This window comes from Hymenobacter busanensis (assembly GCF_008727865.1).
Lineage (GTDB): Bacteria > Bacteroidota > Bacteroidia > Cytophagales > Hymenobacteraceae > Solirubrum > Solirubrum busanense.
Genome location: NZ_VTWU01000001.1, coordinates 56280 through 79738, shown reverse-complemented (window position 1 = coordinate 79738; position 23459 = coordinate 56280). Strand labels below are relative to the sequence as shown.

Sequence of the window (23459 nt, the reverse complement as noted above, 5' to 3'; positions counted from 1 at the left end):
ATGCGTTTCGTTCTTTTCCTGACCGCGGCCTTGCTGCTGGCCGCTCCGGCCGCGCGGGCCTGCGACATTTGCGGCTGTTTCATGGGCATTACGCCCTACGACAACCAAAGCAGCGTGGCCCTGATGCACCGCTACCGCGTGTTCGACGGCTACCGCAACCTAGGCCAGCAGCCGCGCTTTTTTCCCGACGACACTCGGCCCTTATTTCCCAAGCAGCGCAATGCCGACGACAACTACGAACACTCCCACAAGGGCGACCCCACCGATTTTGAGGCCTACCGGGTAGTGGAATTGCGGGGCAAATACTTCCTGGCGCAGCGCTTGGAGGTCAATGCCTTCGTGCCTTACGTGATGAACACTGTGCAAAGCAACGGCCGGCAGCTCACCCTCTCGGGCGTGGGCGACGTGACCGTGTTTGCTGGCTACCACCTCATTCGCCAGATCGAAACCGCGGGCATTCAGAGCCGGCTGATTGTGGGCGGCGGCGCCAAGCTGCCCACCGGCGACAACAACCGCCGCAACGCCCGCGGCCGCCGCTACGCCGAGCTGACGCAGCCCGGCTCGGGCACCACCGACGGGTTTGTGTACGCCAATTACATCGGCAGCTACCGCAACCTGGGGTTGAGCCTGAACGCGAGTTACCGCCGCAGCAACCGCAACCGCTACCAGCAGGGCCTGGCGCCCAGCGGCGCGGCGTTTGCCAACTTGTTTTACCGCCTCCCACTGAAGGGCGACTGGCAGGTGTACCCGTCGGCGCAGCTGTTCTACGAGAAAACCAAAGGCGAAACCTTCGAAGGGGAGCTGACCGGGGAACACGCCATGCACAATGCCCTGCTCGGGCCGGGCCTCGACGTGTATTACAAAAACCTGAGCCTGAACGCCAGCGCGCAGCTGCCCGTGTACACCGCCGCCACCGACCACCCCGCCAGTGCCGGCCGTTTGGTGTTGGCCCTCGGCTACAGCTTTCGGCAGCAGAAGTATTTGCTGAAGTAAGCCGGCTGCACCGAACCGCCGGCCGCAACTCCTTGTTGTGGCTCCTGAACTGCTTATCTTCGAGGCCATTCCACCCACCTTTACCCTGCTGCCGCCCGTGTTTCGTTCTCGCCGTGTGCGCGTTGGAGTCTGCTCGCTTGCTGTTGGTCTGCTGCTGACGGCCGCCTGCCAGCCCGATAAAGATGTAGTAGTGCCAGGAGACGCCGAAGGCCCAGCCCCTGCCCCTACGCCCTATGCGCTGGTGGCACCCCACAAACTGTTTCCGGCTTTTCCGAACACGCCCAACAATCCGCTGACGGTGGAAGGCGTGGAACTGGGGCGGCACCTGTTCTACGAAAAGCAGCTTTCCGGCAACGGCACCCAGTCGTGCGGCTCCTGCCACCAGCAGAGCAAGGCCTTTACCGACGGGCTGGCCCACGCCATTGGCGCCGATGGCGGCGCGCCGCACCGGCGCAACACCATGAGCTTGGCCAACGTGGTGTGGGAGACCAACCTGACTTGGGACGGCGCCGGCACCAGCTTGGAGCAGCAAGCCCGCATTCCACTCGAAAACCCGGTGGAAATGCACCAGCCCTTGATCGAGAGCGTACGCAAGCTGCAGGGTATTGCCAAGTATCCGCCGATGTTTCGCAAGGCTTTCGGCTCGTCGAAAATCACCGAAGACAACGTCCTCAAGGCGCTGGCGCAGTTCGAGCGTACTCTCATTTCGGGCAATTCGCGCTACGACCGGTACGCGGCCGGCGACAAAACCGCCATTCTGCCGGGCACCGATGAATTTCAGGGGCTGACCTTGTTCAACAGCCACGCCGTGCCCGGCATCCGCGGGGCCGAGTGCTTTCACTGTCATACGCCTGTCACGTTCACTTCGCCCGCCGGCCAGTTCTTCAACAACGGCCTCGACATGACCTTTGCCGACCCTGGCCGCGGCGGCATCACGGGTGCAGCCGTCGATATGGGCGCCTTCAAGGCTCCCACGCTGCGCAACGTGGCCCTTACGGCGCCCTACATGCACGACGGCCGTTTCCAGACCTTGATGCAGGTGCTCGACCACTACAGCGACCATGTGCAGTTGCAAAGCCCTAATCTGCATGTGTCGCTCGCCTTCAGTTCCAACAATTCCCGCACCGGCCGCATGGATCTGACGGCCGACGAGAAGCGGCAGCTGGTTGCTTTCCTGCACACCCTCACCGATTCCACGTTCATCAAGGACCCGCGGTTCGCTGCCCCAAACTAAGCCGACGCAGTATCTTCGGCGCGTGCATTCCGCCGCATCGCCTCTCACCCCTACCGACGCTCGACCACCAGTAGCCACAAGTTACCAGCCGGCCCTCACCGGACTGAGGGCCGTGGCGGCTTGGCTGATTTTCGGTTTTCATTTCAACCCGTTCGCGCCAGCCGGGGCCACACACTGGCTCCATGCCTTCGTGCGCGAATGGTACACCGGCGTCACGGTGTTTTTTGTGCTGAGCGGGCTGTTGCTGGGGTTGCGCTACCAGTCCGGTTTCTCGGCCCCCGGCACCATAGGCCGCTATTTACGTAGCCGAGCCGTCCGTATCCTGCCGCTGTACTGGCTCGTAACCCTACTCACTTTCGGCGTAGCAGCCTTCAGTTCTCATCAGCTCGATTGGCTGGCCTTGCTGCTGAACCTCACGCTGCTGCGCGGCTTTTTCGAAGAATATCTGCTCAGCGGCGTGTCGCAAGGCTGGTCGCTGACAACAGAAGCGGGGTTCTATTTACTGGTGCCGCTGCTGGCGGTCAAGCGGTTTTCAGCTTGGTGGCTGGTACCGCTGCTGTGGGCAGTGGGGGTTCTGCTGGCATGGTTAAGCGCCGGCCATGCTTGGCACGGTTTCATGCAGAGCTACGGCCTGATGTGGCACGCCACGCCGTTTGGCCGCATCCTCGATTTCGTCGTCGGCTGGCAGGTGGCCCGGTGGTACCGGCAGCGGCTGGCTTCCCATGTTTCGGTAGCTCCTCGGCGGCGCTTCCCCTGGCTGACTTGCGGAGGCGTCGTAGGTTTTGGGGTGTTATTGGTTGCACTGGCGGCCCTCTCCAACCCGGTTGGCCACGAACACCCACTGGGAGCGGCCCTCCACAATCTGATACTGCCCTTCGCAGTAGCCGCTCTGTTGGCCGGGCTGCTCACGGAACACTCGTGGTTGCGCACGTTGCTTGCCTCACGCCCGCTACAGGTACTGGGGCTTAGCTCCTACGCCTTCTTTCTGCTGCACATGGGCGTGGCACAGCGCGCTGTATCTTCCCTGCTCAACCACAGTCTGTTGCCGGTGCAGTTTGTGTTGCTGCAGTTGCTGGCTGTAGGCGTTTATTACCTTATTGAGCGGCCCCTTGACCGAGTGTTGGGGCCTAAACCTACCATCGACAACTTATAAGAAAAACCAACGGCGCCCCAGAATGAAATCCAGGGCGCCGTTGAAGGTTTGATAAGTGGTTTATCTAGTCCACGTTGTCGTGCAGGAAGCGGTTGTCGCCGAGCAGTTCGTTGTCATCCGACAAGTTGAAGCGCGAGATGTTGCGCTCCGACGACGGCTGTACGTTCTCCAGCTTCACTTGGCGGCGCAGGTAAGCCGGCACTTCCAGCTGTTCCTTCACTGCGTCGTTGGAGAGGCCGTTGCTCAGCTCCATCAGGCGGCGGCGACGCTCTTCGGCGCGGGCGTCCAGCGCTTGGCGCGACTGGGCCGGAGCTGCTGGCGCGGCCGGAGCCGTGGGCGCTTGCTGCACCACCAGCGGCTCGGGTGCGGCCGAAGCCGGGAATACCACCGGTGGCACGTAGGGCGAAGCCGACTGGTCCAGTTCGTAAGTCACTTTAGGCGCTTCGGCCGTGGGCGTTACCACCGGGCCAGCTACCACGGGCGGGTATTCTACCGAAGCAACGGGCGTGCTTACAACCGGCCCGGCTACCACCGGGCGAGCGGCATCCTGGCGGTCCTTGTCGAACAGGTTGATTTGCGGGTCGGCCGTTACTGCGGGCGCAGCTTCGGGTTCCGAGTCCTTCAGCATGAAGGGCTGGGTGATGCTGTGACCTTCGTGGGCGAAGCCGGTGGCAATAACCGTCACACGAATGCTCTGGCCCAGCGTGGGGTCGATGCCGTGGCCGAAAATCACCTCGGCATCCTGACCGGCTTTGTCCTGGATGTACTCCGTGATTTCCGTGAGTTCGTCCATTTCCAGCTCGGCCTGGTCGCCCGACATGATGGAGAGCAGGATTTTCTGCGCGCCGTGAATGTCGGTGTTGTTGAGCAGCGGCGAGGCCAACGACTCTTCGGCGGCGCGGCGGGCGCGGCTTTCGCCTTCGGTAATGGCCGAGCCCATCACGGCGGCGCCCGAGTCCTTCATGACGGTTTTCACGTCTTCAAAGTCCACGTTCACGTCAGCCGTCACGGTAATGATTTCGGCAATGGACTTGGCGGCGGTGCTCAGCACGTTGTCGGCCTTGGCGAAAGCCGAGCGGATGGGCAGGTTGCCGTACATCTCGCGCAGCTTGTCGTTGAGGATAACCAGCACGGTGTCGCAGTTCTCGCTCAGGTCCCGAATGCCCTGCTCGGCCTGCTGACGCTTGCGGCGGCCCTCAAACATGAACGGCGCCGTCACTATGCCTACCGTCAGGATGCCCAGCTCCTTGGCCACTTTGGCAATAACCGGCGCGGCCCCGGTGCCCGTGCCCCCGCCCATGCCGGCGGTGATGAACACCATTTTGGTGCCGTTGCTGAGCAGCTCACGAATCTGCTCGCGGCTCTCAATGGCGGCCTGCTTGCCCCGTTCGGGGTTAGCGCCCGCACCGAGGCCTTCGGTGAGGTCCACGCCGATCTGCAGCCGGTTGGGCACGGTACTGCTTTGCAGCGCCTGCTTGTCGGTGTTGCAGATGATGAACTCCACGTCCTTGATGCCTTGGGCGAACATGTGGTTCACGGCGTTGGAGCCGCCGCCGCCCACGCCAATCACCTTGATGATGGACTTGCCTTGGGGCGTAATATCGAATTTGAAATCCATGGGGTCGAGCTGTTAGCTGTTGGCTGTTAGCGGTTAGCTTGTTTTGCTGGCTTCTAGCTACCGGCCGTTCGTTTCGCTAAGTTCCGAAACAAAAGGCGTATAGCTAAAAGCTAACAGCTTGCCTAGTACTGTTTGTCGTCGAAATCGTCAATGAGCAGGCCTTTTGTGCGCGTCAGGATGTCGCGGAAGAAATTGCCGGCTGCCGAGGGCTTCTTGGGTTGCGCCGGCTGCTGTTGAGCGGCCGGGCCGGCGGTGGTTTGCGGCCGAGCCGAGGCTTCGTTGGCGCGCACGGCCGGTTGTTCGTCGTAGTGCTGGCGCATGCCGCGCTCATCGAGCGAGCGGTAACCGGCCAGCACCAGGCCCACCGTGGTGGCGTACATTGGCGACTTTACAGCCTCGATGCGCGACTTGCCCAAGTGTTCGTTGGGGTAGCCGATGCGCGTGTCCATGCCCATGATGTACTCGGTGAGCTGCACCAGGTTCTGAAGCTGCGCCCCGCCGCCCGTCAGCACGATGCCGGCGGCCAGGCTCTTGTCGTGGCCCGTGCGCTGAATCTCGGCGTATACCAGCTCCAGGATTTCCTCCATGCGGGCCTCGATGATGTAGGCCAGGTTTTTCAGGCTGATTTCCTTGGGCGCACGGTCGCGCAGGCCCGGGATGCTCACGATTTCGTATTCGGAAGCTTCCTCGGCAATGGCCTTGCCGAACTTGGTCTTGAGTTGCTCGGCCTGGTTCTGCATCACCAGGCAGCCCTGCTTGATGTCGGAGGTAATGATGTTGCCGCCGAAGGGCAGCACCGCCGCGTGACGAATAATGCCGTCCTTGAAAATGGCCAGGTCGGTGGTGCCGCCGCCGATGTCAATCAGGGCCACGCCGGCTTCCTTTTCCTCGTCGCTCAGCACCGACATGCTCGAGGCCAGCGGCTCCAGAATCAGGTTGTCGATTTCCAGCCCGGCCTTGGTCACGCACTTGTGAATGTTGTTGATGGCCGTACTTTGGGCGGTGATGATGTGGAAATTGCCCTCCAAGCGCACGCCCGACATGCCCACCGGATCCATAATGCCTTCCTCGTAATCCACCTTATAGTCTTGGGGCATTACGTGGATGATTTCGGAGCCGGGCGGGGTCACCAGCCGGTACATATCGTTGGTGAGGCGGCTCACGTCGTCCTGCGTGATTTCGCTGTCGGCCGAGGCGCGGGTAATCGAGCCGTTGTGTTGCAACGACTTAATATGCTGTCCGGCAATGCCCACATTGACAATGCCGATATTAATCCCGGACTGTTCTTCGGCCTGGCGGATGGCGCGTTTAATGGCATCCACGGTCTTGTCGATATTCGACACAATACCGCGCACTACGCCTTCGGACACGGCTTTGCCCATGCCCAGTATTTCGAGTTTGCCAAACTCATTTTTGCGGCCCACCAAGGCGCAAATTTTGGTGGTACCAATGTCGAGGCCGACTACAATCTTATCTTGCTGCATGGTAGGTTGAGGCTGGCGGGGTAATGCGGTGTGTGCGTAGTGGTGGGGGTTGCAGGCAAAAAGGCCGGAAAATCAATTGATTTAAACGGCACCGTTATTCGCAAATTATCTGGTTCTGAAATTCCACATTAACGCGATGGTACGTGTCCCATCCCAATGCTGGCGGAATTTGGCGGTAAAATACCATGAGTTTCGCAAATTTCTCCGAAATATTCTCAGGAAATCCAAATTCAACTCGTTGGTCGCCGACTTGCTGCGTGAAAATTAATTTTCCGTTAGCCGAAATAAATACTTCGGCTACCTGCGCCCGCCAAAAAGGGTGCTCGTCGATATAGCGCAGAAATTCCAAATACCGGCGGCCGGTGGAGTCCTGAAAAAACGAAGCGGCCAAGGGCTGTCCGTTTAATTTTGCCATCGGCACCACGCGGGCCGAGTACAGGGCCGAGAGCGGCAGGGCTTGCCCATCGGCGTCGAGGTACTCGTCTTGGCGGGCATCGGCGTGGGTGAGGCGGGCAATGGGGCGGTTCTGGCGCACGTCGGCGTGCAGATTGCCGGCCAAGTCGCGGTACACCTGGGCGTCGCGCACAAACGGGTGGGTTTTGAGCCGCTGCTCCAGCGTCCGCAGGTCGAGGTCCTGCGGGTGGGCGCCTTCAAGACGCTGGTTGCCGTTGCGCGTGAGCAGGCTGGTCACTTGCTGTTCGCTGATGAAAAAGTTGTTGAATTCGTTGTCGATGGTGACGATGACGCGGCCCACCGGGCGCTGCGCCTGCCGCACGGCGGCAAACACCGACAAGCCGGATAGCAGCAAAAGGCTTCCGACAATGAAAAGTACATTTTTTGCTTTACGCTTCAGCGCCATACCACTTCCGGTGCAAGATTTTTTTCAATTCCGGCACGAGCTGGTCGATGTCACCGGCCCCTACGGTGGCCAGCACGTCGAAGTTGTCGTCGGCCGCGGCCGCTTCCAGCACCTCGGTTTTGCTGAGCAACGCCGTGCGCGGGGCCGTGAGCTGATGCAGAATGAGTTCCGACGAAACGCCGTCGATGGGCAATTCGCGGGCCGGGTAGATGTCGAGTAAAAAAACTTCGTCGGCCAGGCTCAGGCTCTGGGCAAAACCGGCCACGAAGTCGCGGGTGCGGGTGTAGAGGTGCGGCTGAAAAACGACGCGCAGCCGCTTGCCGGGGTACAAGGCCCGCACCGAGCGTAGAAACGCCTCAATTTCGCGCGGGTGGTGGGCGTAGTCGTCGAGGTAGGCGTGGTCGTGCCCCTTGGTCTCCACAAACTCGAAGCGGCGCTTCACCCCTCGGTAGGCGGCCACGGCCTCAGCCAGCTTATTGGTGGGCAAACCCACGAGCTGGGCGGCGCAGGCGGCGGCCAGCATGTTTTCCACGTTGTGGAAGCCCGGTACGGCCAGCTGCAAACCCGGCACCGTGCCTTGCGGACCGTGCAGCGTGAAGTGAAACTGATGGCCGGCGGGTTTCAGCGCCGAAGCGTGCAGCTCGGCGCCCTGCTCGGGTGTGAGGCCGTAGTGAATGACGCGCACGCCGGGCTGCACCGCGTCGGCCACGCTGGGGTCGGCGGTGTGGTTGAGCAGCAGCGTGCCGCCGGGCCGGATCTGGCTCACGAACTGCCGGAACGACTCCACCAGCGCCGACTGCTCGCCGTAGATGTCGAGGTGGTCGGCGTCGGTGCTGGTGACGATGGCCACGTCGGGGTGCAGCGTGAGGAAGCTGCGGTCGTACTCGTCGGCTTCGACCACGATGGGCACTTGATCCGTTGTCAGGTGCGAGTTGCCAGTTGCCAGCTCTTCCTGCGTCGGAGGCAGGAGCATGTTCGAGCATAGATTTACTGAAATGCCGCCCAGGAACGCGCCGGCGGGCACGCCCGCGTGGTGCAGCAGGTGCGCCACCATGCTGCTGGTGGTGGTTTTGCCGTGGGTACCGGCTACGGCCACCGTGCGGCGGCCGGCCGTGAGCAAGCCCAGCACCTGGCTGCGCTTACGAATGTCGTAGCCCTGCTCCTTCAGCCAGGCCCATTCTTTGTGGTCTTTCGGAATGGCAGGCGTGAGCACGACCAAGGTCTGGCCTTTGTTGGCGCGCACCTCGGCGGCAATCTGCTCGGGCGCGTCGTCGTAGTGCACCCGAATGCCTTCGGCTTCCAGCTTCTCGGTGAGCGGGGTGCGGGTTTTGTCGTAGCCCCACACTTGGTGGCCGTTGGCCCGGAACCAGCGGGCCAGCGCCGACATGCCGATGCCGCCGATGCCGAGGAAGTACACGTAGGGAAACTGCGCTACCGGGTTCATCGGGCCGAAGCCGCTTGGCGGCGTTGAATGAGGTGTTCGAGCTGGTCGACGATGTCGCGGGTAGCGTCGGGGCGGGCCAGAGGGCGGATATTCTGCTGCAGCTGCTGTTGCCGGGGCTTGTCGGCCAGCAAGGTCAGGGCCACGTCGTAGAGCTGCTGCGGGGCATCGGCATCCGATACTTGCAGGGCGGCGCCGCGCGTGGACAGGGCCAGCGCGTTTTTGGTCTGGTGGTCTTCGGCCACGTTGGGCGAAGGCACCAGCACGCAGGGTTTGCCCGTCAGGCACAACTCCGACACCGACAAAGCCCCGGCGCGGCTGATTCCCACGTCGGCGGCGGCGTAGGCGAGGTCCATGCGCATGATGAACTCCAGCGCGTGCAGATTCGCGTCCTTGTAATCGGCGGCCTGCTGCTCGGCGGTGGGGAAATAGAGTTTGCCGGTTTGCCAGAGTAGCTGCACGCCGGCGGCCTTGAGGCGCGGCAGCGCGGCAGCCGTGGCTTGGTTGAGCGTGCGGGCGCCGAGGCTGCCGCCCACGACCAGCAACACCGGGCGGTTGGGGTCGAGGCCGAAGAACTGCAGGGCTTCAGCCCGGTCGCCGCCGGCAATTTCGGCCCGCACGGGGTTGCCGGTGAGGGTGAGCTTGTCGGCGGGGAAGAACTTCTCCATGCCTTCGTAGGCCACGCACACCCGGTCCACGCGCCGCGCCAGCAGCTTGTTGACGAGGCCGGCGTAGGAGTTCTGTTCCTGAATGAGGGCCGGAATGGCGCGCGAGGTGGCGGCCAGCAGCACCGGGGCCGAGGCGTAGCCGCCCACGCCCACCACGGCATCGGGCCGGAAAGTTTCGAGCAGCTCACCGGCTTTGCGCACCGAGCGAAACACCTTCAGCGGGAACAGCAGGTTTTCAGGCGTGAGGCGCCGCTGCAGGCCCGATATGTTCAGGCCTACAATGCGATAGCCGGCTTCGGGCACGCGCGTCATTTCCATACGGCCGTTGGCGCCTACAAACAGGATATCGGCCGTGGGCTGCCGGCGGCGCAGCTCGTTGGCAATGGCCACGGCCGGGAAAATATGCCCGCCCGTACCCCCGCCGCTGATGACAACGCGGCAGGAAGCATTGGGGTTTGGCTCGATATGGTGGGCCTGGTCGGGCATTTTACTTGTTCTGAGTTTTCAGCCCGCAAAGGGCGCTAAGGTTGGCACTGAAGGCCCTGAGCTAGTCGACAGGCTTTAAGCGTAGGCGGCTTGCTTGGGAATGCGCGGCTCGTCGTCGGGCTCACCGGCCATCGGGCGGATTTCCCGCTCGCCGCGGCTCACGCTCAGGATGATGCCGATGCTGATGCCGGTGAAAATGAGTGAGGTGCCGCCCATGCTCAGCAGCGGCAGCGGCAGACCAGTAATCGGGCCGAGGCCTACGGCTACGCCCATGTTGACCATGGCCTGCAGCACCAAGCTAAAGCACAGGCCCGCCGAGAGCAGGCCGCCAAAAGCCCCGTAGCTTCGGATAACTGTGAGCAGGCCGCGGTAGAGAAATGCCAGGTACAGAAACAGCACCGCTACGCCGCCGGCCATGCCGTATTCTTCGATGATGATGGCGTAGATAAAGTCGGAGTACGGGTGGGGCAGAATGTTGCGCTCGGTGCTGTTGCCGGGCCCTTTGCCGATGGGGCCGCCGCCGGCAATGGCAATCATGGAATGCTCGAGCTGAAAAGGCAGGGGCTTCGACTTGTCGGAGAAGGCCTCGATGCGTTTCTGGAACGTACCCCAGCGCTGCCCCAGGGTGAGGGCCGCCCCGCCCAGCGTCACGCCAATGACGATGGTGAGCAGGATGTACTTCATGGGCACGCGGCCGATAAACATCAGCAGCAGGCAGGTGAAGAACAGCAGCAGCGCCGTGGAGGCATTCGACAGCACGATGATGCCGCAGATAACGCCCACCCACAGCAGTACGGGCAGCAGCGTGGTTTTGAAGTTCTCGATGTACTGCTGCCGCCGGCTGAGCATGCTGGCCAAATGCGAAATCAAGGCCAGCTTGGCCAAGTCGGAGGGCTGGAACGTCTGGTTGATTACCGGAATGGTGAGCCAGCGCGAGGCCTCGTTGATGTTCGACCCCATGAAGTAGGTGAAAATCAGCAGCGGCACCGAAATCAGCAGCGCGTAGAGCGACAGGCGCGAGTAATGCCGGTAGTCGATGCGGTGGGCCAGCCAGGCGAAGAACAAGCCTACGAAAATCAGGCCGGTGTGCTTGATGAGGAAGTACTCGGTGTTGCCGCCCATCTTCTTGTAGGCCAGCGTACCCGTGGCCGAATACACCACCGCAATGGAAATAAACGAGAAGATCAGCACGATGGCCCAGAGCACTGGGTCCCCTTTCAGGTTCTGCCGCAGCCAGTTTTTGACGGGTTCCATGATGCGTTGATTATGCTGATTGCGTTGATTCTTCCTTGTCATCCTGAGGCGCTAGCCGAAGGACCTTATCACGTCTGGTTTTTGACTTGCGCGAGTTATTCTGCGTGGAGAAGGTCCTTCGCATTCCGCTCAGGATGACGGGCTTTTTTCCTGCGCCAACTCCCTTACCGCCGCCGCAAATTGCCGGCCGCGGTCTTCGTAGTTCTTGAACAAGTCGAAGGAGGCGCAGGCGGGCGAGAGCAGCACCACGTCGCCGGGCGCGGCTAGCTCGTGGGCGCGGCGCACGGCTTCTACCACCGATTGCGTTTCCTCCAAGTGCGGCACCTTCTCGGCGAAGGCGGCGCGCAGCTTGGCGTTATCCACGCCGAGGCATATGAGTGCTTTGACCTTGCGTTCGGCCAGCGGCTGCAGGGAGGTGTAGTCGTTGCCCTTGTCGGTGCCGCCGGCAATCCACACGATGGGCGCCTTCACGCCGTCGAGGGCGTACCAGGCAGCTTCCACGTTGGTGGCCTTGGAGTCATTAATAAAGCGCACGCCGCCGATGTCGCCCACGGGCTGCAGGCGGTGGTCGGCGTTTTGGAACGTGGGCAGCGCGGCCTCAATCTGGGCCACCGACACACCCGCCACGCGGGCGGCCAGGATGGCAGCGGCCAAGTTCTGGCGGTTGTGCTGGCCGATGAGCGGCGAGTTGCTGATGTTCACCTGCTCGGGCTCGTCCAGCAGCTGCGGAATATCAAGGCGAAGCTGGGTTTCGGAACGGTAGAGAGCGGCAGAGCGCACGTCGGGGCGCTGGTGCAGGCTAAAGGGCAGGTCGTTGGTATCGACAAACACCGATTGGTACTCGCGCTGGATGACCTCGTCGTCGGCGTTGTAGATGAAGTAGCAACTGCTGTCGAGGTTGCGGGTGATGCGCAGCTTGGCCTGGGCGTACTCTTCCAGTGAGTAGTGGTAACGGTCGAGGTGGTCGGGCGTGATGTTGAGCAGCACCGCCACGGTAGGCGTGTAGTCGTGGGTGTCGTCGAGTTGGAACGAGCTTAATTCCAGCACGTACCAGTCGTGCTCGTCGGCCAGCACCTGCTCGGCAAAGGAGTAGCCCACGTTGCCGGCCAGGCCGACGTTGAAGCCCGCTTCCTTCAGCAGGTGGTAGGTGAGCAGCGTGGTCGTGGTCTTGCCGTTGGTGCCGGTAATGGCAATGCTCTGCGCCTTGGTGTAGCGGCTGGCCAGGTCGATTTCGGAAATGACCGGAATGCCCTGGGCCCGAATGGCCTGCATCACCTCGGCTTTTTCAGGAATGCCGGGGCTTTTCACCACCTCGTCGGCGGCCAGAATATCGGCCATCGAGTGCGTGCGTTCTTCGAACCGAATGCCGGCTTTTTCCAGCTTCTCTTTGTAGATGGGCTTGAGCGTGCCGCCGTCGGATACGAGCACCTCGTAGCCCTTGGCCTTGGCCAGCAACGCCGCTCCTACCCCGCTTTCGCCGGCGCCCAGCACCACCAGTTTTTTGCCTTCCGCTGATTTCATGACTTAGCGCAGCTTGAGGGTGACGAGGGTGATGACGGCCAGCATGATGCCCACAATCCAGAACCGCGACACGATTTTGGACTCGTGGTAGCCCAGCTTCTGGTAGTGGTGGTGCAGCGGCGACATGCGCAGCAGGCGGCGCCCTTCGCCGTACTTTTTGCGGGTGTACTTGAAGTAGCTCACCTGCACAATCACCGACAGGTTCTCGATCAGAAACACGCCGCAAAGCACCGGAATCAGCAATTCCTTTCGCACGATGAGCGAAAGCACCGCAATGATACCGCCGATGGCCAACGAGCCGGTGTCGCCCATGAACACCTGCGCCGGGTAACTATTGTACCACAGAAAGCCCACGCAGGCTCCCACAAACGCGGTGCAGAAAATCACCAGCTCGCCCACGTTCGGAATGAACATGATGTCGAGGTAGTCGGCCAGCACGGCATTGCCCGATACGAAGGCGAAAATGGCCAGCGTGATGCCGATGATGGCCGAGGTACCGGCCGCCAGCCCGTCGAGGCCGTCGGTGATGTTGGCCCCGTTTGATACCGCCGTGATGATGAAAATCACGATGGGAATGTAGAAGAAGGCGTAGTACTCGTTGAAAAAGTCGCCGGCGGTGGCAAACAGGTCGCCGTAATTCAGCTCGTTGTTTTTGGCGAACGGAATGGTGGTAATCATCAGCTTCACGTCCTGGTACACCTTGCTGGCGTCGACGGCCGAAAACTGGCCGTTGGGCAGCAGGTACTGGCGCACCGTCACGTCGTGGCTGAAAAACAACACCCAGCCCACCGTCAGGCCCAGGCCCAGCTGGCCCAGCATCTTGAAGCGTCCGGCCAAGCCTTCCTTGTCCTTCTTCACCACCTTGATGTAGTCATCGACAAAGCCGATGAGCCCCAGCCACACCGTAGAGAGGATCATCAGGATAATGTAGGTGTTGTCGAGCTTGGCGAAGAGCAGCGTGGGCACCAGAATGGCCAGCAGAATGATGAGGCCGCCCATCGTCGGCGTGCCCTTCTTTTCCATCTGCCCTTGCAGGCCCAGGTCGCGGATGCCTTCCCCGATTTGCTTGCGCTGCAAAATGGCAATCAGCCGTTTGCCAAACAGCTGGGCAATAATGAGCGACGTAACCACGGCCATGGCGGCCCGAAACGAGGTGTACTGAAACACCCCGGTGCCGGGCACATTGTAGTGGCGGTGCAAAAAATCAAAGAGGTAATACAGCATCAGTCAGGCGGCCGGTTCAGTGCGTTGCAAGCCGCAAAGTTTCGGCTTTTTGGGCTCAGGTCAAACGTTGTGTTTCTTCTGTCTTGGGTTAAATAAGTCGTGTCATGCTGAGCTTGTCGAAGCATCTTTGCTGATAGTAAATTCCATCTGGCGAAGCGGTAGAGATGCTTCGCGGGGCTCAGCATGACGGGCTGGTATCTGCTTACTCATAGACTCAGCAGCTCAAAAGCTTCCTTTAGTACTTCCTTGTCGTCGAAGGGCGTGCGCTGCCCCTCGATTTCTTGGTAGGCTTCGTGGCCTTTGCCGGCTACTAGCACAATGTCGCCGGGGCGGGCCAGGGCGCAGGCGGTTTTGATGGCCTCGCGGCGGTCGGGAATCATCAGGCTTTTGCCCGCGTCGGTGGGGCGCACGCCGGCCTGCATCTGGCGCAGAATCTCGTTGGGGTCTTCGAAGCGTGGGTTGTCAGAGGTCAGCACGGCGCGGTCAGACAAGCGGGCGGCCAGCTCGGCCATGACGGGGCGCTTGGCCGCGTCGCGGTTGCCGCCGCAGCCCACCACGGTAATCACGTTCTGCTCGGGCCGGCGGATGTCGGCAATGGTTTGCAGCACGTTTTCCAGCGCGTCGGGCGTGTGGGCGTAGTCCACGATGCCGGTCACGCGCTTGCGCGGCGACACAATCGGCTCGAAGCGGCCCGGCGCCGAGGTCAGCCCCGACAGCACGGTTAGCGTCTCTTCGGGGTCTTCGCCCAGCAGCGTGGCGGCGCCGTACACGGCCAGCAGGTTGTAGGCGTTGAACACCCCGATGAGGCGAAACTGCACCTCGCGCCCGTCGACTTCGAGCAGCAAGCCTTCCACGGCGTTTTCCACGAGGCGGCCGCGCACAGTGGCCTGGCCGCGCATCGAGTAGGTGGCTTTGCGGGCCTTGGAGTTTTGCAGCATCACCGCGCCACGCTTGTCGTCGGCGTTGGTGAGGGCAAAGGCGGCCTTCGGCAGCATATCGAAAAAGCCCTTTTTGGCTTTCAGGTAGTTGTCGAAGGTGCCGTGGTAGTCGAGGTGGTCGTGGGTGAGGTTGGTGAAGATGCCGCCCGCAAACTGCAAACCCGTGACACGGTGCTGGGCCACAGCGTGCGAGCTGACCTCCATAAAGGCGTGCGTGCAGCGCTGCGCCACCATGCGCGCCAGCAGCTCGTTGAGCCGGATGGCGTCGGGCGTGGTGTGCGTGGCCGGCACCACCTCGTTGCCGATCTGGTTTTGCACCGTCGAGAGCAGGCCGCACTTGTAGCCCCGCTCGGTGAAAAGCTTGTGCAGCAGCGTGGCCACGGTGGTTTTGCCGTTGGTACCCGTCACCCCCACCAGCTGCAGCTGCTTCGAGGGGTAGCCGTAGAAGGCGGCCGCGATATGGCCCATGGCCTCGGCACTGTCTTTCACCTGGATATAGGTCACGCCCTCGGCCAGCTCAAACGGCGGCTCTTCGCACACCACCACGGCGGCGCCCTGCGCTACGGCTTTCGGAATGAACTGGTGCCCATCGGCCTGCACGCCGCGCAGGGCGAAAAACACCGTGCCAGCCGCGGCCTGCCGCGAATCAAGCGTCAGCCCGCTGATGGCGACATCGGCGGGGCCTTGCTGGGCCAGCACGGTTACGGCGGCCAGCAATTCGGGGAGGCGGTGCGCGGGGGCAGGTTGTGGCGAGGAGGTCAAGGGCACGAAAAAGCGAGAAAGTCAGAAAGGAGAAACTAGGCGCGGCGGCTGGCCTTGGATTTCGGGGCCGGCTGTACGGCGGCCGATTTCGGTCGGGCCGGCTTCTGGCCCGGAAACAGCTGAGCATCCTCGGGCCGCGCAATGGGCTGGCCCGTCGGCGACACCGGCTCGGGAATTACCGTCGGCTCGGGTGCCACGGTGGGTTTGGGCGGCGCGTAGGGCAGCACCGGCACCGGCGCCTTGGCCACGATGGTCGGGTCGGTGAGTTCGAGCATGACCACGGCGCCGCGTTGCAAGGGCATGCCCGTGGGCACCGACTGCCGGCTCACGCGCCCCGTGCCGATGGTGCGCACGCGCAACCCGCGGTTTTCGAGCAGAAACAGGGCGTCGCGGCGGGTGAGGCCAGCCACGTTGGGCATGCGGCCGCGACGGTCGGCCACGGGCTGCCACTTCACCGACTGGCCTTGGGTGTCGGCGCGCACCCAGTCTTCGGAACCGACGCTGGCGGGGTGGTTGCTCACGCCCAGGCGGCTGCACACCAGCAGCAGTTCATCCTGCAAACCGGCGTGGGCAGCGGGCACCAGGGCCTTGCGCTTGGGGGCACGGGCCAGCAAGGGCCGCTGGCTGGCCTGGTCGCGGGCCATGGCTTTGTCGGCCACCTCGCGGAACACCGGCGCGGCCACGTCGGCGCCGTAGATGCGGCCGCTGCGGGGCGAGTCGACAACTACGATGCACGAGTACTTGGGCTTGTCGGCGGGGAAATAGCCGCAGAACGAGGTCGAGTAGGTTTTGGTGTAGCGGCCGTTTTTGAACTTCCAGGCCGTGCCGGTTTTGCCTGCAATGGAGTAGTCGGGCGTGCGGATGCCGCGGGCGGTACCGTGCTCCACCACGCCTTCCATCATGGCGCGCACCTTGGCCAGCGTCGCGTCGGAGCAGATTTTAGGGTTGAGCACCTTGGTTTCGAAGCGCTCCAGCACTTGGTCGGCCTGCTTGATTTCCTTCACAATCATCGGCTGCACCTTCACGCCGCCGTTGGCCACGGCGTTGTAGAACGCCAGCGTCTGCAGCGGGGCCAGCTTCAGCTCGTAGCCGATGCTCATGGTGCTGAGCGAGGTGCGGCTCCACGAGCGGTCCTGGGGGTCTTTCACGTAGGGCTTGGCCTCACCGGTCATCTGGAAACCCAGCGGCTGGTGCAGGCCAAACTTCTTGAGGTAGTCGGTGTATTTGGAGGGCTCAGCGTTGAAATGGTCGTTCACGAGCTTGGCCACGCCGATGTTCGACGACTTCTCGAACACCTGCTGCACCGTGATGCGGCCGTAGGGGTGCGAGTCGGTTTTCACGGCGCCGGCAATCTTCATCGAGCCCGAGCGGCCGGTATTCACGGTGTCGGTCAGGTCGAGTTCGGGGTTGTCCTCAAACAACGCCATCATCGAAGCCAGCTTAAAGGTGGAGCCCGGCTCGGTGCGGCCCTGGTCGGCAATGGCGTAGTTGTAATCTTCGCGGTACTCGCCGTCGGCTACTTTGCCCAGGTTGGCCACGGCCTTGATTTCGCCGGTTTTCACCTCCATCAAAATCACGGTGCCGTACTGCGCGTTGTTGTCCACGAGGCTGCGCAGCAGGGCGTTTTCGGCCACGTCCTGCAGGTTGATGTCGAGCGTGGTTTGCACGTCGTAGCCGGCCAGGGGCTTTACCTCCGAGCCGTCGTACACCGGTTTCAGGCCGCCGGGCAGGCGCTCAAACAGGGCCTCGCCGTTTTTGCCGGCCAGCTCTTTGTTGAAGGTGAACTCCAGGCCCGCGCCGTGGGCTTCTTCGTTCACGAAGCCGATGGTGCGCTGCGCCAGCCCGCCAAAGGGCCGGAACCGCTTGTCGACTTTCTCGAAAATGACGCCGCCCTTGTTTTTGCCCGAGCGGAAGATGGGCCAGGTAGCCAGCAGCTTTTTCTCCTGGAAGTTGATTTGCCGCGAGTTCAGCCGCAGGTAGCGCACTTGGGGCTTGGCGTGGTAGGCATTCACCAGCTTGCGCCGGTATTCCTGCACCGATCGGTCGCCGAAAAACCGCGACAACGACAGCGCCAGCGAATCGACGTGGCTGTCGAACAGCTCCTTGCTGACTACCGACGGGTCCCAGGCGACGCGAAAAAACGGCAGCGAGGTGGCCATGATGCTGCGGCCGTCGGCGGCGAAGATGTTGCCGCGCGTGGCCAGCACCGGCTGGTACACAATGCGGCGCTCCTGCTCCAGGGCGCGCCACTTCTCCCCTTCCACGTACTGAATACGCTGGATTTTCCAGACGATGGCGCCCGAAAAAATCAGCACGCCCAGGAAGGCGAGGCGCACCCGCGTGACAATGGATTTCTTTACGCTGCCCTGCTTCGACATATCCTTCGGCTACTTGCTGCGCTGGGTGGAAGAAGTTGGAGACGTGTTTTTTTTCTTGGCGCCGGCCTTGGCGGCCGGCTTGGTCTTGCCCGTGTTGGTTTTGGCAGGCTTGCTCGATTTTGCTCCGACACCGCTCTTGTTGCGGGCGGCCCGCAGCGCGGCGTTGGCCGCCGCGTGTTCGGCCACATCGGCTACCGAATCGGCCCGGGCAAACGCGGTGGAGGCCGAATCGATGGAAGCGGCGCGGGCCACGGCCAACGAGTCGTTGGACTGCAGCGGCATGCGGGCCAGTTCGTCTTCGTTCAGCTCGCCGGCCGGCACCGTAATGTGGAACGGCGGCGACGAGCTTTCCACCAGTCCGTAGGCGGCCACTTTGCGGGCTACTTCGCTCTGTTTGCTGGCCTCCATGTAGTCCGACGACAGCGTGGTGTAGTCGGCCCGCAAGTCCTCGGTTTCGGTTTTCAGCTTCTGAATGTTGCGGTTCATGCGGGTCGCGTAGTGCGTGTTGCCGATGTAGAGCAGAATCAGAAACATCACGAACAGCGTGTGCGGCAGGAAGCGCACCGGCACCCCGTCGCGAAACAGCCCGTCCATGCGCATCACGCTTTCGAGCAGCGAGAAAATGCTCCACGACGACTGCTTGCGCGGCTTGCGAGGCGCTTCCGGCTCCGGTTCAGCCTGCGGCTCGGGGGCGCGCTTCGGCGGCTCCGGCGCGGGCAGCGGGGCTACTTCGCGGGGCGTGTTCTGGCGCGGCGCCCCCGCAGTCGGACGGAGGGTGTTAACGGCCATCGGGTTTTGCGACTAGGGTATTGCGCTCGGCCACGCGCAGCTTCGCCGAGCGGGACCGGTTGTTTTCTTTCAATTCTTCTTCCGAGGCCGTCACCGGCTTGCGCGTTACCGCCTCAAACGGCCGCTGCACGTTGCCGAACAAATCCTTCTCGGCGTCGCCAAAGAATTTGCCCTGCCCGATGTAGTTTTTCACCAGCCGGTCTTCGAGCGAGTGGTACGACATGACCACCAGCCGGCCGCCGGGCCGCAGCACCTGCGCGGTTTGCGTCAGCATGGCCTGCAGTACGCCCATTTCGTCGTTCACTTCCAGCCGCAGGGCCTGAAACACCTGCGCCAGGTACTTGTTCTCTTTGCCGCGGGGCACGCAGCTCTGAATGGCCTTTTTCAGGTCGGCAATCGACTGAATGGCTTGGGCGTTGCGGGCCTGCACCAGCGCCTTGGCCAGGGTGCGGGCGTTGGTCACCTCGCCGTACATTCCGAAGATGCGGTGCAGTTCGGCCTCCGAATACTCCGCCACCACATCGGCGGCCGAGGGGCCTTCTTCGGAGTTCATGCGCATGTCCAGCGGTCCGTCGAAGCGCGTGGAAAACCCGCGTTCCGGCGTGTCGAACTGGTGCGACGATACGCCCAGATCGGCCAGCAGCCCGTCGATACCCAAAGCGTTGCGCCGGGCCAGCTCGTCGTATAGCTGGCTGAAGTTGGCTCGGATAAACGTAAACCGGTTCCCGTAGGGCCCCTGAATCAGCTTCTGGGCCTGCTGCTCGGCATCGGCATCCTGGTCGAAGGCGTAAAGGTGCCCCTGAGGACCGAGCTGCTCCAGAATAGCCGCCGAGTGGCCGCCGCCGCCGAAGGTGACGTCCACGTAGCGGCCGTCGGGGCGCAGCTGCAGCGCCTCTAGGCATTCGGCCAGCATCACGGGCCGGTGGTAGGTGGTGTCGGGCGTGGTGCTCATGCGGCCAGGCCCGCCCCGGCGGACGGCGTTTCGGTAGTCAGGAATTTCTGGGCCAGCTTCGAAAAGCTCTGCTGGTCTTTGATGAGGTATTCGTCGTAGCGCGCGGGGTCCCATATTTCGCAGCGGTTGCCCAGGCCCACGATGATGGCTTCCTTCTCGATGCCGGCGTAGCGGCGCATGGAGCCCGGCAGCCCGAAGCGGCCGATGGAATCGAATTCGACCTCCGTCATGCCCCGGAAAAAGTTGCGCTGAAACTGGCGGTACTCTTCGTTGAACTCGTCCAGCGCCATCACCTTGTCGTGGATGACGGCCCAGGCGGCACGCGGGTACAGCACCAGACACGGCTCGAAGCCGCGTACCAAAATCAGCTGATTGCCGGAGCCCTCCGGCAGGTTACCTTTGACCTTGGCCGGCAGCACAAGCCGCCCTTTCGGGTCGAGCTTGCAGTCGTATTCGCCGGAGAGCAGGTGCATGGTCAAAAGGGTCAGCCGAGGGGGAAGGGCACAGGGTCGGTAAGCAAAAGTACGCAACCCGTTGCAAAAGGTCACCACCTTTTACCATTTTCTACCACCAATAAAAATGCCGTTTTTGAATACGTGAAGGCGGTTTTATTAGCATTTGGCTAACAACGCGGGCAACAGGTGGTAGCAGCCTCATCTGTTTTGCCAAAATGGCAGTCGGCTTATTCCAGGGGAGTTGCAGCCATTACCTGCACGAGGACGGCCCCAATTCTGTACCGTGCTACCTGCGCCCGATAGCGTATCTTTGGGTTGTGAAAAAGCACTCGTTGGTTTTCCGTCTGTTCAGCTTGTGGCTGGCGCTGTTGGTACTCACCTCTTCGGTGGGCCTCACGGTGCAGCAGCATACCTGTCACATCAGCGGCCAAACCCAGCGGGCTGTGGTGCTCACCCCGCGCCACAGCTGCGCCCCACCCAAAGCTGCCGCTCCTGGGTGCAAGCCGGCCGCAGTGGCGGCCCGTAGCACTGCGGTGCAGGACGGGTGCTGCGCGTTCAGCGTGCAGCAGCACAAAATGGATGCTTTCGGCAGCGTTCTGCTGGCCAAAGTCCCGGTACCCGCGCTGGTGGCCGTACTGCCCAAGGCCGCTTGGGCACCGGTGGCTACCGCGGCCGTTTGCGGTTCGCCGCAGGCCGTTTTTTACGCTACCGATGCGTCGCCTCCGCCGCTTGCCGGGCGGGCCTTGCTGGCGTTTGTGTGCACCCTCGTCGTCTAGGTTAAAATTCTTTCTGCAGCTCGGTTTTCAGATTCGCTGACCACTGAGCGGGCGACCTTGTGGCTCGCCGGAATGTGCTGAAAGCATTTTAACTCACTGACCTCATGCTATTTTCTTTTCACAGCCACCGTTCCGACGGGCGGCTCGTGCTGCTCGCGGGCCTGCTGCTGGGCGGCAGCCCGGCTGCGGTGGCCCAATCGACTTCGGTGCAGCACGTGCACGGCGAAGTCACCGATGCGGCTTCGCGGACCCCGCTGCCCGGCGCCATCGTGCGCTGGCTGGGCACCGACGCGGCTGCCACCACCGATGCCAAGGGCCGTTTCGCCCTCCCCCGCTCCACCGCCGCCACCGATGGCCGGCTGATCGTCAACGCCCTCGGCTACGGGGCCGATACCGTTGCCCCGGCCGCATATGTGCGGGTGGCGCTGCGCTCGACCAACGAGTTGCAGGAAGTAAAGGTAGAAGGCCGGGCCCTGAGCTACTCGGCCCTCACGCCGGCCCACACGCAGGTCATCAGCAGCAAGGACCTCACCAAATCGGCCTGCTGCAACCTGGCCGAGAGCTTCGAAACCAACGCCTCGGTGGAAGTATCGACCTCCGACGCGGCTTCCGGCGCCAAGCAGATTCAGTTACTAGGCCTCGACGGGGCTTACTCGCTGCTGACGGTGGACAACCTACCAGCCCTGCGCGGCCTGAGCACGCCCTACCGCCTGAACTACCTGGCCGGTCCCTGGATCGAGAGCATCGACATCATCAAGGGCATGGGCTCGGTGGTCAACGGCTACGAGTCGGTGTCGGGGCAGGTGAACGTGCGCCTCAAGGAGCCCGACAAAACCGATCAGCTGCTGCTGAACGCCTACGTGAACGACTTCGGCAAATTCGACGTGAACGTGAACACCTCGGCACGCATCAGCAAGAAGCTGAGCACGGCCCTGCTGCTGCATGCCGACCACCTCGGCAACCGCGTGGACCGCAACGACGACGGGTTTCTGGATTTGCCGCTGGCCACGCAGTACAACGTGATGAACAAGTGGAAGTACCTTTCGGGCAAGGCCGTGGTGAGCGAGTTGGGCGTGGGCGCACTGCGCGAAACCCGGCAGGGCGGGCAAGTGGGTTTCCGGCCTGAAGAAGGCAACCCGTACTACGGCATCACGCAGGAAACCAACCGCTACACGGCCTACGGCAAAACGTCCTACACCTGGCCAACGCGGCCCTACCAGAGTTTGGGCGTGCTGCTCTCGGGCACCAGCCACGCCTTCAACTCGCAGTACGGCGGGGCGGAGTACGGCGCGCCGTTCGAGGCCGTAACGACCCACCACAACACCCTCCGGCCCCAACGCCAGTACGACGGCATCCAACGCACCGGTTTGGCCACGTTGCTCTTCCAAAGCGCCATCGGCAACACCGCGCACGTGTACCGCGTGGGCGCCAGCTACCTATATGATGATTACCAGGAAGACTTGCGCACCGGCCGTTACCTGCTCGACACGCCCGAACAGCAGCGCCAGCGCGAACACCGCGCCCGCACCGAGCGCGTGCCCGGCGCCTTTGCCGAGTACACCTATCAGAACTCGAAAAACCTGACTTTGGTGGGCGGCGTGCGCCTCGACCGCCACAACCTCTACGGCTGGGTGTTTACGCCGCGCCTGAACGTGAAGTACGACGCCACGGCCAACACGATTTTGCGCGTGGCGGCCGGCCGGGGCTTCCGCGTGGCCAACCCCATTGCCGACAACGTAGGCATGTTGGTCAGCAGCCGCCTGTTTTTGTTTGATGCCGACCTGCGGCCCGAGCGCGCCTGGAACGCCGGTGGCAGCCTCACGCAGTATTTCACCGTGGCGGGCCGGCAGGCTACGTTTGTGGCCGACTACTACCATACCGAGTTCCAGAACCAGGTGGTAGCCGATGCCTACACGTCCAATACCTTACTGCTGTTCAGCAATCTGAGCACCTACGGTGGCCGCTCGTTTTCGCGCAGCTTCCAAGCAGAGGTGCAGGTAGAGCCGGTGAAGGGCCTGCAAGCCAAAGCCGCCTACAAGTGGCTCGATGTGCGCACGACCTACGAGGCCGGCCTGCTGCCCAAGCCGCTGGTGCCCAAGCACCGGCTGTTTGGCAACGTGAGCTACGCCACCCCCTTCGACAAATGGCGCGCTGACCTTACGGTGCAGGGTTTTGGCCGCCGGCCGGTAGCTCACGGCATGGGCCACGATGCGCACGGCAGCGCTTCGGCGCTGCATTACTCCTCGCGCTTTGCCTTGCTGAATGCGCAGCTGACGCGGGCCTTCAAGCGCATCGACGTGTATGCGGGCGCCGAAAACCTGACCAACTACCGCCAGAGCAACCCCATCGACGGTGCCACCGAGCCGTTCGGCCCTAATTTTGATGCAGCCATGAACTGGGGACCCATCTACGGACGTCTGACTTATGTGGGCGTACGGTTCCGCCTCGAATAACCTGGCGCAATTGCCAGTTGC

The 23459-nt window shown here is 62.5% G+C and carries 18 protein-coding genes; 5 read left to right on the top strand and 13 right to left on the bottom strand.

Features of this window, described 5'->3' with window-relative positions; translation table 11 throughout:
* The 3 genes from F0P96_RS00330 to F0P96_RS00320 are packed head-to-tail and all read left to right on the top strand — an operon-like array spanning position 1 to position 3380.
* A complete protein-coding gene (locus tag F0P96_RS00330; RefSeq protein WP_151076765.1) occupies positions 1-993 on the top strand; it encodes a transporter in 993 nt (330 codons plus the stop codon).
* 37 nt (positions 994-1030) lie between these two features.
* Positions 1031-2227 (top strand): cytochrome-c peroxidase, encoded by a 1197-nt coding sequence (locus F0P96_RS00325; RefSeq protein WP_151076764.1) that lies wholly within the window; start codon positions 1031-1033, stop codon positions 2225-2227.
* A gap of 22 nt (positions 2228-2249) precedes the next feature.
* Entirely contained in the window at positions 2250-3380 is a 1131-nt protein-coding gene (locus F0P96_RS00320; RefSeq protein ID WP_262714334.1) for an acyltransferase family protein, read from the top strand.
* Between the two features lie 64 nt (positions 3381-3444).
* On the opposite strand, the gene ftsZ is transcribed toward F0P96_RS00320, so the two are convergent.
* The 13 genes from ftsZ to mraZ form a co-directional block, all read right to left on the bottom strand.
* On the bottom strand, positions 3445-4998 hold the full coding sequence (gene ftsZ / locus F0P96_RS00315; protein WP_151076762.1) for a cell division protein FtsZ: 1554 nt from the start codon (positions 4996-4998) through the stop codon (positions 3445-3447).
* Positions 4999-5120: 122 nt separating this feature from the next.
* Positions 5121-6482, bottom strand: a complete 1362-nt coding sequence (ftsA, locus tag F0P96_RS00310) for a cell division protein FtsA (RefSeq protein ID WP_151076761.1) — start codon at positions 6480-6482, stop codon at positions 5121-5123.
* A gap of 94 nt (positions 6483-6576) precedes the next feature.
* Entirely contained in the window at positions 6577-7290 is a 714-nt protein-coding gene (locus F0P96_RS00305) for a cell division protein FtsQ/DivIB (RefSeq protein WP_235917330.1), read from the bottom strand.
* A 34-nt stretch (positions 7291-7324) separates the two neighbouring features.
* On the bottom strand, positions 7325-8785 hold the full coding sequence (gene murC, locus F0P96_RS00300; protein ID WP_151076760.1) for a UDP-N-acetylmuramate--L-alanine ligase: 1461 nt from the start codon (positions 8783-8785) through the stop codon (positions 7325-7327).
* Positions 8782-9936, bottom strand: coding sequence for an undecaprenyldiphospho-muramoylpentapeptide beta-N-acetylglucosaminyltransferase (gene murG / locus F0P96_RS00295; RefSeq protein ID WP_151076759.1), 1155 nt, complete (start codon positions 9934-9936; stop codon positions 8782-8784). Before murG ends, murC begins: the two co-directional genes overlap by 4 nt.
* Positions 9937-10011: 75 nt before the next feature.
* Complete coding sequence (locus F0P96_RS00290; RefSeq protein WP_151076758.1) at positions 10012-11190, bottom strand: FtsW/RodA/SpoVE family cell cycle protein; 1179 nt, start codon at positions 11188-11190, stop codon at positions 10012-10014.
* 129 nt (positions 11191-11319) lie between these two features.
* Positions 11320-12711, bottom strand: a complete 1392-nt coding sequence (murD, locus tag F0P96_RS00285) for a UDP-N-acetylmuramoyl-L-alanine--D-glutamate ligase (protein WP_151076757.1) — start codon at positions 12709-12711, stop codon at positions 11320-11322.
* Between the two features lie 3 nt (positions 12712-12714).
* Positions 12715-13935 carry a phospho-N-acetylmuramoyl-pentapeptide-transferase gene (gene mraY / locus F0P96_RS00280; protein WP_151076756.1) on the bottom strand — a complete coding sequence of 407 codons (1221 nt, stop codon included), beginning with the start codon at positions 13933-13935 and terminating at the stop codon, positions 12715-12717.
* A 206-nt stretch (positions 13936-14141) separates the two neighbouring features.
* The gene (locus F0P96_RS00275; protein WP_420840938.1) at positions 14142-15641 is read right to left on the bottom strand and encodes a UDP-N-acetylmuramoyl-L-alanyl-D-glutamate--2,6-diaminopimelate ligase; all 1500 of its coding nucleotides are present in this window, start codon (positions 15639-15641) and stop codon (positions 14142-14144) included.
* Between the two features lie 29 nt (positions 15642-15670).
* Complete coding sequence (locus F0P96_RS00270; RefSeq protein ID WP_151076755.1) at positions 15671-18013, bottom strand: penicillin-binding transpeptidase domain-containing protein; 2343 nt, start codon at positions 18011-18013, stop codon at positions 15671-15673.
* Between the two features lie 9 nt (positions 18014-18022).
* Complete coding sequence (locus F0P96_RS21115; RefSeq protein ID WP_201743900.1) at positions 18023-18802, bottom strand: FtsL-like putative cell division protein; 780 nt, start codon at positions 18800-18802, stop codon at positions 18023-18025.
* Positions 18792-19754: a 16S rRNA (cytosine(1402)-N(4))-methyltransferase RsmH gene (gene rsmH / locus F0P96_RS00260; protein ID WP_151076754.1), complete on the bottom strand. Its 963-nt coding sequence runs from the start codon at positions 19752-19754 to the stop codon at positions 18792-18794. Before rsmH ends, F0P96_RS21115 begins: the two co-directional genes overlap by 11 nt.
* Positions 19751-20227: a division/cell wall cluster transcriptional repressor MraZ gene (mraZ, locus tag F0P96_RS00255; protein ID WP_151076753.1), complete on the bottom strand. Its 477-nt coding sequence runs from the start codon at positions 20225-20227 to the stop codon at positions 19751-19753. Before mraZ ends, rsmH begins: the two co-directional genes overlap by 4 nt.
* Before the next feature lie 299 nt (positions 20228-20526).
* Here mraZ and F0P96_RS00250 point away from each other — a divergent pair, with 299 nt between their 5' ends.
* Positions 20527-20985 carry a hypothetical protein gene (locus tag F0P96_RS00250; protein WP_151076752.1) on the top strand — a complete coding sequence of 153 codons (459 nt, stop codon included), beginning with the start codon at positions 20527-20529 and terminating at the stop codon, positions 20983-20985.
* Positions 20986-21089: 104 nt separating this feature from the next.
* Positions 21090-23438, top strand: a complete 2349-nt coding sequence (locus F0P96_RS00245; protein ID WP_151076751.1) for a TonB-dependent receptor — start codon at positions 21090-21092, stop codon at positions 23436-23438.
* Positions 23439-23459: the final 21 nt, after the last annotated feature.

Coding starts and splice junctions, on each gene's coding strand:
- ftsA (WP_151076761.1), bottom strand. CDS start 6,482: ATGCAGCAAGATAAGATTGTAGTCGGCCTCGACATTGGTACCACCAAA.
- murG (WP_151076759.1), bottom strand. CDS start 9,936: ATGCCCGACCAGGCCCACCATATCGAGCCAAACCCCAATGCTTCCTGC.
- rsmH (WP_151076754.1), bottom strand. CDS start 19,754: ATGAGCACCACGCCCGACACCACCTACCACCGGCCCGTGATGCTGGCC.
- F0P96_RS00270 (WP_151076755.1), bottom strand. CDS start 18,013: ATGTCGAAGCAGGGCAGCGTAAAGAAATCCATTGTCACGCGGGTGCGC.
- F0P96_RS00245 (WP_151076751.1), top strand. CDS start 21,090: ATGCTATTTTCTTTTCACAGCCACCGTTCCGACGGGCGGCTCGTGCTG.
- F0P96_RS00290 (WP_151076758.1), bottom strand. CDS start 11,190: ATGGAACCCGTCAAAAACTGGCTGCGGCAGAACCTGAAAGGGGACCCA.
- mraZ (WP_151076753.1), bottom strand. CDS start 20,227: ATGCACCTGCTCTCCGGCGAATACGACTGCAAGCTCGACCCGAAAGGG.
- F0P96_RS00330 (WP_151076765.1), top strand. CDS start 1: ATGCGTTTCGTTCTTTTCCTGACCGCGGCCTTGCTGCTGGCCGCTCCG.
- F0P96_RS21115 (WP_201743900.1), bottom strand. CDS start 18,802: ATGGCCGTTAACACCCTCCGTCCGACTGCGGGGGCGCCGCGCCAGAAC.
- murC (WP_151076760.1), bottom strand. CDS start 8,785: ATGAACCCGGTAGCGCAGTTTCCCTACGTGTACTTCCTCGGCATCGGC.
- murD (WP_151076757.1), bottom strand. CDS start 12,711: ATGAAATCAGCGGAAGGCAAAAAACTGGTGGTGCTGGGCGCCGGCGAA.
- ftsZ (WP_151076762.1), bottom strand. CDS start 4,998: ATGGATTTCAAATTCGATATTACGCCCCAAGGCAAGTCCATCATCAAG.
- mraY (WP_151076756.1), bottom strand. CDS start 13,935: ATGCTGTATTACCTCTTTGATTTTTTGCACCGCCACTACAATGTGCCC.